This window comes from Yersinia sp. 2540 StPb PI (assembly GCF_052217165.1).
GTDB lineage: Bacteria > Pseudomonadota > Gammaproteobacteria > Enterobacterales > Enterobacteriaceae > Yersinia > Yersinia enterocolitica_E.
In genome coordinates this window covers 1-10740 of record NZ_JAZGQC010000004.1, presented here as the reverse complement: position 1 = coordinate 10740, position 10740 = coordinate 1, and the positions used below count along the sequence as shown (strand labels likewise).

Sequence of the window (10740 nt, the reverse complement as noted above, 5' to 3'; positions counted from 1 at the left end):
AGGGCATTATGGGCGTCAGTAACATTTCACTCGACCAGCATAAACAACGCATGTTCGGGGATTTTCTTCACCTCGATGGCCTGACCGAAATCGCGGTAAATCGTCCCGGAGAGCTGTTTACCAAAATTCGCGGGGTGTGGCAAAAACACCCCGTTCCGCTCACGCTGGCACAGTGTCAGACGTTTGCCACCGCGCTTGCCAACTATCAGGGCGACCATATTGATGATACGTCGCCGGTGCTGTCCGCCACGCTCGAATCTGGCGAACGTTGCCAGGTGGTGATGCCTCCGGCTTGTGAGCGAGATACGGTGTCGATCACTATCCGCAAGCCTTCCCTGATACAAATTCCCCACCAGTCCTATATCGACGGCGGCTTTTACGACCGGGTCACGGGTAAGGAGAAAACAGCAAGCCATGATGACGAACTTTTACGTTTATACAATGCCGGAGCTATTCCCGATTTTATGGAGAAGTGTGTCGAATATGGCAAGACCATCATCATCGTGGGCGGTACGGGGTCGGGGAAAACAACCTACCTGAAAACGATGATCGGGTATATCCCCGTCAACCTGCGACTGGTGACTATCGAGGACAACCCGGAGACGCGCTTTTATGGCCATGAAAATTACGTGCATCTTTTTTACCCCGCCGATGCGGGAGAAAAAGCCATTGTGACCCCAGCCAGTCTGGTACGGGCAAACTACCGCATGAACCCTGACCGCATTTTACTGGCCGAGGTGCGCGGAGGTGAAGCCTGGGACTGTCTGAAAATCATCGGCTCGGGGCATGAAGGGCTGATCACTTCTCTGCACGCCGGTAGCCCGGAAGAGGCCATTAACGGGCTGGCGGAACGCTGTTATCAAAACATGGAATGCCAGAACATCCCCTATTCGGTACTGCTGCGTAAGGTATTGAACAGCATTGATGTCATCGCCAGCATTGACGTGAGCGGCGATATTCGCCGCATGGGTGATATTTACTTTAAGCCGGTGCATCGCGCCGGTGTGATGGAGAATTTCAGGAATGAAACATTTTAAACCCCTGGTTGTACTCAGCGCATTTCTGGTACTCGCGGGCTGTTCATCCCCGCCCGAACCGGCAGCCGTCGAGTGGGATAAGCCTCTTTCGCCGACCAACGGCACATTGCCTTTATGGCAGGAAAACATTGTTGTTACACCGTCGCCGGTCGTGTCCGGGCAGTGGTCGAGAGTGATCACCGATTTTCAAGATGAAGGACAGATTTGGACGCCTGATGTCTGGTATGCCGTTGCTCATTCCCCACACGTTGCCGTCTCTGCGCCGGATGCGACCGCGTTCTTTGCTGCTAAAGCGTGGTTGAGACAACACGGCGCACAAGGGCTTATCTCTTATCTTCCAAAAACTCACTGCCTGACCTGCAACACCACCGACATTTATTTTTCCCGATAACGGCGGTGAGACAGATTTTCAATCTGTTTTTCCGACGTTGAACAACCAGAGGGCGTTAGCCGTCTTTTGTTTGTCTCAAAATCACCTCAAGGAATAAAACGTTATGAAAAAAACCGCAATCGCGGCGGCACTCCTGTGCCTGGCCGCTGGCTTTTCTGCACCTTCATTTGCTGCTGATCCGTGCGAGGTCGTCCTGTGTATGTTCGGCAAAGTAACCGGTAATAGCGGCGGCAGTGAATGCAGCAGTGCCGAAAAATCCTTTTTCAGCATTAATTCTTTTAAGAAGAAAGGCCGGTTTGACCCATCGAAGACATCAAACATGCGTAAAGCGCTTTTGGGGGAATGCAAAGCCGCAGACCCGGCAGCTATAGCCAAAATCATCAGTCAATTCGGGCGGATCAGGGGGTAATCATGAGACTTTTTATCGCAGAAAAGAAAGGATTGGGTGAAGTGATCGCCCTCGCCCTGGGCAACGGTGTAAACCGTGGCGGTTATATCGAATGTGGCACCGACGTGGTGACGTGGGGATCAGGCCACCTGCTCGAGCTGGTCAAGCCTGAAAGTCATAACCCCGCTTATGAAAAATGGAACGAGGCTGATTTACCGCTGAAACTGCGCCCGCACCGCTACCAGCCGATTGAGCGCACCGCAGGTCAGTTTAAAACGGTGGCGGCGCTGATTGAGAAGGCGAGTGAGATTGTTCACGCTGGCGATCCCGACGCCGAAGGCCAGCTTTTAATTGATGAAATTTTGACGTACACCGGCACGAAAAAACCGGTGAAGCGCGTCCTTATCAATGACCTGAACACGGAGAAAGCGCGACAGGCGCTGACGCAGTTACGCGACAACAGCGAGTTTTACGGATTATCCCAAAGCGCATTAGCGAGAAGCGTTGGCGATCAACTCTTTGGCTTCAATATGACTCGTGGTTACACCCTCGCCGCCCGTAAAAAAGGCGGCAAAGATGTGTTATCTGTTGGTCGGGTACAAACGCCGATACTGGGTCTGATCGTTCACCGTTATGAAGCCTTCAAAAACCATGCGGCAGCGTTTTATTACGCTGTCAGCGCCGGTTTTATGATTAACGGTTTTGACCTGACCCGTTGCGACGGAGGCGAGATACCGGCGAGATTTTCCGTACCAGACGATGCCCCTACGGACGATAAAAAACGCATTATTGATAAGCACTACGCTGATAATATTGCCAGTACGACACAGCACCAACCCGCCACGGTGACACAGGCACAGACCGAACCTAAAGCCTCACCGGCACCGCTGCCCTTCTCGCTGTTAGATTTGCAGGTTTACATGAGCCGTGAGCACGGTCTGCCCGCTGAAAAAACGCTGGCAGTGACGCAATCGCTGCGCGATAACTTTAAGGCGATCACCTATAACCGCTCAGATTGTCGATACCTGAATAACGAACAGTTTAATGATGCGCCTCAGACTATCGCGGCGGTGAGTGCAGCATTAAGCGGCACGTTTCCCCCGCAAGTTCTGGCCGACCTCGACAGCAACAAAAAAAGCCGTGCCTTTAATGAAGGTAAAGTCGGAGCGCATACCGCGATTATCCCGACCGGCACCGCGCCCGATACAGCAAAAATGAGCCAGGACGAACGCGCGGTATACACCGCGATTGCCACGCAGTACCTGGCTCAATTCTTACCGGAAAAAACGTATCTGGCGGCCAGCGTCAGTTTTTGCGCAGCGGGCAACACCTTCACGGCCAGTGCCAGGAAAACAACCGGGATGGGCTGGACGGCGCTTTTACAAGAGAGCGACATCGACGCTGAAAGCGGCGACGGAGAGAGTGAGCCGGGGAAAGATAATGGCGATGGCTTATTTTCCATATTAACGGCACTTAGCGTGAACGATGCCGGAACCTGTAAAACCGTCACCGTCAAAGCGGAGAAAACCAAACCACTTCCACTTTATACCGAAGCCACGCTGTTACGTGATTTGCAGCGCGTGGCAAAATATGTGAAAGACCCGCGTATTAAAGCTTTATTAGTCAGCCGGGACAAAGACACTGAGGGAGAAAATGGCGGGATCGGCACACCGGCAACCCGCGCCGAAATGCTGAAAACCTTACTGAACCGCAACTTTTATACCGTGGAAAAAAAGAAGCTTATCCCCACGGAATTAGGCATCAGCTTTATTCATGCCCTGCCCTCCATCGCTACCGAACCCGATATGACCGCACTCTGGCACGAGCAGCAACAGCAGATCGAAAAGGGGAAAATGACCTGCGATGCGTTTTTAGACGAGCTGGAAATCTTTATTGCGGAGCAGCTTCAACACGTCGATGTCAGCGCAGTCAACGTGACGGCCAGCGATAAAGAAAAAAGTGAAAAGAGCCAGTTTGAGCGATTAAACGCACCCTGTCCGTCCTGCGGTAGCAGCATCATTGTGACCCCTAAAATATTCCGCTGTACTCAGTGCGACTTTAAAATCTGGCCGACAATAGCGGGTAAAAACCTGACCAAGAATCAGGTTGAAACCATCATCAGTAAAGGTAAAAGCGCAGAGATTAAAGGCTTTACCAGCAAAGCGGGTAAGCCGTTCTCGGCGTTCGTGGTGCTAAAAGATAAGGCCACCGGGCAAACTGCGTTTGAGTTTCCACCACGTAAATAAGCCTTTCACCTATATGGCGGCGTCATGCCGCCACTCCCCATTAGCTTAGGTAACTTTCATTATGTCAGACATTAAATATCAAGATGTTTACACCTATCTATCCTCTGGTCGCAACATGAACCAGTTTATTAAACGGTGCGACTACGCGCTATTAACCGACCTGAAAAATAAACTTGAGGTGCATATCAGCGAGTGGGAGGCGCAGCAGGAAAAAGAACAAGAAGCCATTCAATTACGCAACGAAAAGCGCAGCGAGTTATTAGCACTGATTGTCAGTGAGGGTTTTTCACCAGAAGAATTAATAACCGCAGCGGCGATAAAAACAAAATCCCGCCGCCGGATGAAATATCAGTACAGAGACGGTGACGCCATTAAAAAATGGTCTGGTGTTGGTCGGGTCCCGCGTTTAATTCAGGAACGGTTAAATTCAGGTGCAACGTTGGATGATTTTTTAATTGCAGAGGAAATCAAAAATGAAAACCAGAATAAAACACCCCGCAATTAAAGATGCTGTATATATAGCAGAGTCTGTTATTTCAAGAATGGAACATAGCGCAGGGCGACGCTGTGGTTTACACGATACTTTATACAACCAGTTTCTTTCCGAGGAAATACATGAATTCGCTGACAGCCTGAATAATGATGAACGGGGTAAGTTTATAGAAATCGCCTCCACACTACATCCACACATAAAAGAATACGACTCGTATAAAACAAATACTATATTAAACAAAATCCGCAAAGAGGAAATGTGATGTTATTTATTTTGATCGTTCAATTTTGAAAAATTGCTAACGATGGTTTTAACTTATCGTTCAATTCAGAATGAATTGTTAACGGGAAGTGGATTGAGGCAGCTAAATTCAATTTTGAAAAAATTGTTAATTTGGCGTCGCCGAAACCACTAACGAGCGTTCACCCCCAGTGAACCGAGTTAGTTGGGGGGAGCCGAATAAATTTTGCCGCCCCAGCGAGCAAAAAGCTATCGCCCACGATAGCGGTTTATTTGGGGGGCATAGCCCCGCAAACCGTCCAAGCTTAGGAGCATTATTCGAGGAACGAGAATAATACGACTTTGCGCGTGACCACCCCCGTTACGAGTAGTGATTTCCGATATTTTGAGACGAAGGCGAAAAAATAGAGGTCAAAATCACTTCGTAAGGGGGGTGGTCACGCGTAGCGTGGACGGTTTGCCGCACTTGACCTTTGGGGGTTTTGGCGTGGCGTCCAGCCGCGATATTACCCCCTTGTCTCATGAAATAAGGGCGTCCAGCCCGCATGTAATGGGACATGCCTTTGTTGAGGGGACTCTAGCCCCCTCAACATGCCCGCCTGCGGGCACAGTTTTAACGCTCTCAGATCCCCATACAACTCGGTGAATTCACTCGGTGACAGCTTGTCACCGAGTGAATTCACCGAGATAGCTCACCGAAAGAAACCATTCAAAGGTTAAGACATGCTTAATAAAATCACAGAGAAGCTAATGCCCATAGTCGATAACGCCATGGCGTTCTTCGGCTATATGCAACAACATCAGCTCTTATTAGCCTTGTTATCAGGATTGACGTTACCCTTTATTGTTCCGCTAAAACGGGATGAGCATGAAAAAGCGCCAATATGGCAACGCGTTATTATCTGCTTTTCACTCTTATGCTTTATTTTTGGCACAATATCACCGGCCACCTCTTACGTACTTCGCTTTTTATACCCGGCAAGGCTGGAAGTAAGTACGCCAGTGATTTTGTGGGCAATATTGATTTCATTTACCTTGATCGGCGTCATATTTCATTACGTTGCACGCCGCGTTCTCTCACCAGAGATTGACAAACTAAAAAGGAAAATAGTTAAGAAAACCAGCCTAGAGCGAAATACTCGCACTGATGTGCGTGAAATAAAAGCGTTACTACCCACAACTGAAAAATATGACCCTGAGCAATTTATTGATTTAAAAAAAGGCGTATTCATCGGCCTTAATGAAAACAGAAACCCGCAATATATTCCGCTCAGTGACTGGCAAAAACAGCATGCCGATGTCATTGGTACGACGGGTGCAGGTAAAGGCGTAGCAACAGGGTTACTTATTTACCAAAGTATTTTAGCCGGTGAAGGTGTTTTTGAAATGGATCCAAAAAATGATGAATGGGCACCTCATTTAATAAGGAAAGCGTGTGAAGATGCAGGAAAACCATTCTACCTAATTGACCTAAATAGGCCGGAATATCAGCTAAATCTTATCGACGGAATTACAGCAGAACATTTAGAGGAGCTTTTTATTGCTGGGTTTAGCCTGGCAGAAAAAGGCGAGGCCGCTGACTTCTATCGTATCGACGACCGCAGAGCTGCACGCGCTACCGCACAATTAATTAATGAAAACCCAACCGCTACGATCCGCGATTTATTCAACAGCGATTTCGTGCAGAGCATTGCCGAAACGATTAAAGGATTCTTCGGTAAAATAGAGGAGCTGGCTTTATTAAACTCCATTAATGCCCCAGATGGGTTAGCATTAAAAAAGATTTTTGACGACGGCGGCTGCTGTTACATCATCGGTTCAATGCGCAACAGTAAAGTGATCGCAACTCAACGCATGATTTTAGTTCGGTTAATGCAGCTTGCTGAGTTACGCGACCGAATCAATACCACGCCACGCCCGATTGCTATTCACCTGGCCGAACTAAAATACCATTTATCACGACCTGCGCTTGAAGGATTAGGCGCTGCCCGAGATAAAGGCGTGCATATCATTATGGATCACCAGTCCGTTGCCGACCTCCGCGACTGCCCCGCCGATTTAAACGGCGACGCCGTGGTGGGTGCCGTCGTAGAAAACGCCAAATTTAAACTGGTTTATAAACTGCAAGACCCCGACACCGCGTTATGGGTGGCGAAAATGTCCGGTACGATTTTAGTGGACGATGAAAGTCGCAAAGCAAAAACCAATCGGGTACTGACCGAAGTAATAGACGACGAGCGCACCATCCGACAGGCGGAGCGTTTTTATATCGACAGCAATATGCTGTTAAACCTGCCTCCGTTCGTCAGCTATATTTTCACGGCCACAGAGTTACCCCGAGCTTCCCTTATCTCACCCTTGAAAGTGAAAAAACAGCCGCTACAGGTTTATGACGTCACGCCGATCACACCAATCTCGATTAAAAAGCCGCTCGATTTTACTGAAGCACCCGCAACCCAGACGGCACCCGTTTTAGTGGCGGCAGAAAAAAACAGAACAGCCGAGTTAGCACCGGTTGAGCCGGTTGTTGAAACGTCTTCTTTTGATTTTGATGAATAAGGGAATGCCATGTTGATAAGTAGCGATAAAGAACGCAAAGGCCGTAACAGTGAAAAAATGGCACAGCTTCTTAATTTTTTGAAAGAAGAAACCTACAGCGATTTTGACACGCTAAAACAACTCTTTAGGTATAAGGCACATCAACCGCTTTACCTTCTGCTCGATAAACTGGAAGGAATGGGGCTTATTCAAAAATATGTTTTCGTCTCTCGCCTCGGCAGTCTCACGCTGTGGGGAATAACCCAGGATGGGATCGCCGTCGTACTCAGCCCCGAAGACAAGATTTTTCCCGCCCGATTTGAACCGGCAAAGTTAAAAGGCTGGAGCCTCGATCATCATCTGGATAACCAACTGGTACACCTGACGCTGGCACAAAAAGGCGCGACGGACTGGATTAACGGCGACCGTAACACCTTTTTAAATCAGTTTAAGGTGAAGCACCGGCCTGACGGATTAATTACGCTGCCAAATGGCAAACGGATCGCCATTGAAACGGAACGTAGCTTAAAAACGAAAGCACGCTATCAGCAAATTATCGCCAGTCACCTGAGAGCGCGAACGGAAAACCTCTGGTTTTTCGTATTCTACATCGTGCCGGATGAACAAAAGAAACGGGCATTAATGCTGTTATTCGACACGATAAAACAGGTTATTGAAAACAGCCAACATGTCACGCTGGAAGCGAAGCACCGTAACGTGTTCCGCTTTTATACAATGGATGAACTAAAAGCCCTGGAGTTAACAACCTATGCTTAAAATTACTCTGCCTGCCCTTCTCCTGGTTGTTTTCCCGGCCTTTGCTTCCCCCACCGTCAGCGTCGGTTTTTCTCCGTCACATACCGCACTGCAAAACGTTCTGTCGGTGGTCAATGACGCCTCAACGTCACTTGATGTTGAGGCGTATAGCTTCACCAGTAAGCCCATCGCGACGGCCATTATTGCCGCGAAACAAAGAGGGGTTAGTGTCCGGGTTGTCGCCGATGAGAAAGCGAACGGTGACCGTTATTCAGCGGTCACTTACCTGGCAAATAATCATGTTCCGGTACGTCTTAACAGTCGTTACGCCATCATGCACAACAAAGTGATGATCGCAGATGGCAGCACAGTACAAACAGGGTCATTTAATTACACGGCCAGCGCCGACACACGCAACGCCGAAAACAGCATAGTGTTAAGGGGCGTTCCGCAGATTGCGGCTCAGTATGAGAAAGAATTTAACCGCCTGTGGGCAGAAAGCGAAGTTTTAGCACCGGCCTATTAAATGTCGGCAATTTTAGCCAGCACATCCGCCCTACCCTCGGCATTGTCCACATACCCACAATCGACCTCTACCGGCTTGCCCCGCCGGTAGAGGCGCTCCCGTTCGCGGGGGTGGCTTGTTGGCCTCCCCGCTTCACTGGCTTCTCTCATGTGGATATGTGGGCAATGCTCTCTCCCGTTTCCCTCAGCAGTCCATCAAATACCGATGCGCTTTAGATGCGGCACTGGCCGCTTTAAAAATGTAGCGTTTATCGTCTTTCAGTGATTTCAGCCATGATGCAATATAGCTTTCGTGCTGAACCTCTCCCGCAACGCCTAAATCAGCCATCAGGAACGCGCTTCCAAGTTCGGCGATCAATTCTTCAAAGGCGTACCCTTCAGATCCAAACTTCCCTTTCATTTCACGATTTAAACGGCTTTTCGCCCCACTCCAGTGCGTCAATTCATGCAATCCGGTAGCGTAAAAATTCGCGGCATCGGCAAACAAATGACGCTCAGGCAACCAGATTTCATCCGTTAGCGGTTTAAAAAATGCCTGTTGGCCACGTTCTGTAATGCTCGCGCCTGTACGCTGGAATAGTGCTTCAACCTGCGGCAGCGGATCAAACTCTCCTACAGCCTGTGGTTCAATCTCAGTGCCATTGTCGGCGCCCATATCTAGCCCGTCGATTTGCTCAACATTAAACACGGTGAAAGTTTTCAGCATGGGAATTTTTTCGATCTCACCATCATCAGATTCTTTTTCCAACGTCTTGTAAAAGATGGCCGTAGTACCGTGCTCACCTTTACGAACCTGTGCGCCCTGCTCCTGAGCCTGTTTGTAGGTCAACCAGCGAGAATCATTAAACCCTTGCTTTGCAGCACTGCACCATAACAGCATGATATTCATCCCGCTGTAGGCTGTACCGGTGGTGAAGTTTGACGGAATACCTGACACAGCACCGTTACGCTTCCACGGACACATCCACGGCTTAACACCCATTTCTAACGCCTCGATGATGCTGTCAGTCACTACCTGGTAAATATCTGGTTTGGCCTTGCCCTTAGAAAATTTCGTTTTTGAGGAGCCTGACTGCTCCAGCGGGGATACGCTGTTCGCCGGTGCGGGCTTAGGGGCGCTTGTTTGGGTATGCAGGTTCATAGTCATGGTTGTTTCTCCGTCAGTGTGAATTTCGTCTTCGTATCGCCTGACGGTTCGGCCTCCCCGGAGTCGTTCTGGCCAGCAAGGGCGCGAAGCGTTTATATACCCTTGCTGACCAGGTTGTGACGGGGAACGATTACCGGAAGCTGATATGAAAAAGAAAGACTCACAGGAGAAAATGACGGCGAGCATACCCGAACTTAGCGCCCCTTATGCCGCAGTGGTGAAAGCCCGGACACCACAGACATGAGCTAATGACTTGTGATATAAATAATTGACGTTGACATTGAGGATTAAACTATGGAATGGCCGAAGATATTTAGTGATGTAGGGGATGATATAAGAAAAAAAGCATTCGAAAAATTCGACGTGGAAGCCATTACAAAAACAACTTTATTACCTGGGCAGGAAAAAACGGGTTACCATAAACGGAAATTGACAACAGACTATTATATTTTCATCTTTACCGATCGTGAAGATAAGAAGAAACAAGGTTCTTTTTGTTGCGGTGTTCATGCCTCTAATGGATGGTTTGAACTTAACGGACAAAAACCTCACGACATAGCCTCTTACAACCCCCTAACAGGGGAAAGCTCTGGTGGTACAGGCACCGTAGGTACGGGGTCAACCACAGCTATCAGCCGCCCCAAGACTAATAAAGAAAAGAAACAGCTAATCAATATATTGCAAACATACATTGCACTAACGGATAGTATAACAAGTACCCAAGAGGGTGAGTCCACAGCGGTTAAAATATTGAAAAAACTCATAACCTACCCATCAAACACACCTGAAACATCTGAAATAAGAGCCGTAAATACGTTGCTCTATAAAACTTTTAACGACATTAAATATAAACAACACAACATCACCAAATACTCTGAATTGGTTTTATACAAAGAGCATTCATTAGGAATAAAAATAAGAGGAATACCGGTGAACTACTTTAATGAAATTATTGAAAATAACAGAGAATCAAAGCACT

Annotated in this window: 11 protein-coding genes; 10 read left to right on the top strand and 1 reads right to left on the bottom strand. The window is 48.3% G+C overall.

Annotated features, from left to right (window positions below; all coding sequences use genetic code 11):
• Positions 1–8: 8 nt before the first annotated feature.
• The 9 genes from virB11 to V1956_RS24480 all read left to right on the top strand — a co-directional run bounded on the left by virB11 (position 9) and on the right by V1956_RS24480 (position 8615).
• On the top strand, positions 9–1037 hold the full coding sequence (gene virB11, locus V1956_RS24520; protein ID WP_442825915.1) for a P-type DNA transfer ATPase VirB11: 1029 nt from the start codon (positions 9–11) through the stop codon (positions 1035–1037).
• Positions 1024–1428 carry a cag pathogenicity island Cag12 family protein gene (locus V1956_RS24515; protein ID WP_050296637.1) on the top strand — a complete coding sequence of 135 codons (405 nt, stop codon included), beginning with the start codon at positions 1024–1026 and terminating at the stop codon, positions 1426–1428. Before virB11 ends, V1956_RS24515 begins: the two co-directional genes overlap by 14 nt.
• Positions 1429–1531: 103 nt before the next feature.
• Positions 1532–1837: a conjugal transfer protein gene (locus V1956_RS24510; RefSeq protein ID WP_094543465.1), complete on the top strand. Its 306-nt coding sequence runs from the start codon at positions 1532–1534 to the stop codon at positions 1835–1837.
• 2 nt (positions 1838–1839) lie between these two features.
• Positions 1840–4062, top strand: a complete 2223-nt coding sequence (locus tag V1956_RS24505; RefSeq protein ID WP_442825914.1) for a DNA topoisomerase — start codon at positions 1840–1842, stop codon at positions 4060–4062.
• A gap of 61 nt (positions 4063–4123) precedes the next feature.
• Positions 4124–4567 carry an H-NS histone family protein gene (locus V1956_RS24500; protein ID WP_442825913.1) on the top strand — a complete coding sequence of 148 codons (444 nt, stop codon included), beginning with the start codon at positions 4124–4126 and terminating at the stop codon, positions 4565–4567.
• Positions 4536–4817, top strand: a complete 282-nt coding sequence (locus V1956_RS24495; protein ID WP_442825912.1) for a hypothetical protein — start codon at positions 4536–4538, stop codon at positions 4815–4817. Before V1956_RS24500 ends, V1956_RS24495 begins: the two co-directional genes overlap by 32 nt.
• Before the next feature lie 701 nt (positions 4818–5518).
• Positions 5519–7354: a type IV secretory system conjugative DNA transfer family protein gene (locus V1956_RS24490; protein ID WP_442825911.1), complete on the top strand. Its 1836-nt coding sequence runs from the start codon at positions 5519–5521 to the stop codon at positions 7352–7354.
• Positions 7355–7363: 9 nt separating this feature from the next.
• The gene (mobC, locus tag V1956_RS24485) at positions 7364–8110 is read left to right on the top strand and encodes a MobC family replication-relaxation protein (RefSeq protein ID WP_070134284.1); all 747 of its coding nucleotides are present in this window, start codon (positions 7364–7366) and stop codon (positions 8108–8110) included.
• Entirely contained in the window at positions 8103–8615 is a 513-nt protein-coding gene (locus tag V1956_RS24480) for a phospholipase D family protein (RefSeq protein WP_442825910.1), read from the top strand. Before mobC ends, V1956_RS24480 begins: the two co-directional genes overlap by 8 nt.
• 183 nt (positions 8616–8798) lie before the next feature.
• Here the strand turns inward: V1956_RS24480 and V1956_RS24475 are convergent, their stop codons facing one another.
• On the bottom strand, positions 8799–9761 hold the full coding sequence (locus V1956_RS24475) for an ArdC family protein (RefSeq protein ID WP_442825909.1): 963 nt from the start codon (positions 9759–9761) through the stop codon (positions 8799–8801).
• 294 nt (positions 9762–10055) lie between these two features.
• Here V1956_RS24475 and V1956_RS24470 point away from each other — a divergent pair.
• Positions 10056–10740: hypothetical protein (locus V1956_RS24470; protein ID WP_442825908.1), on the top strand; the 685-nt coding region annotated here is incomplete at its 3' end.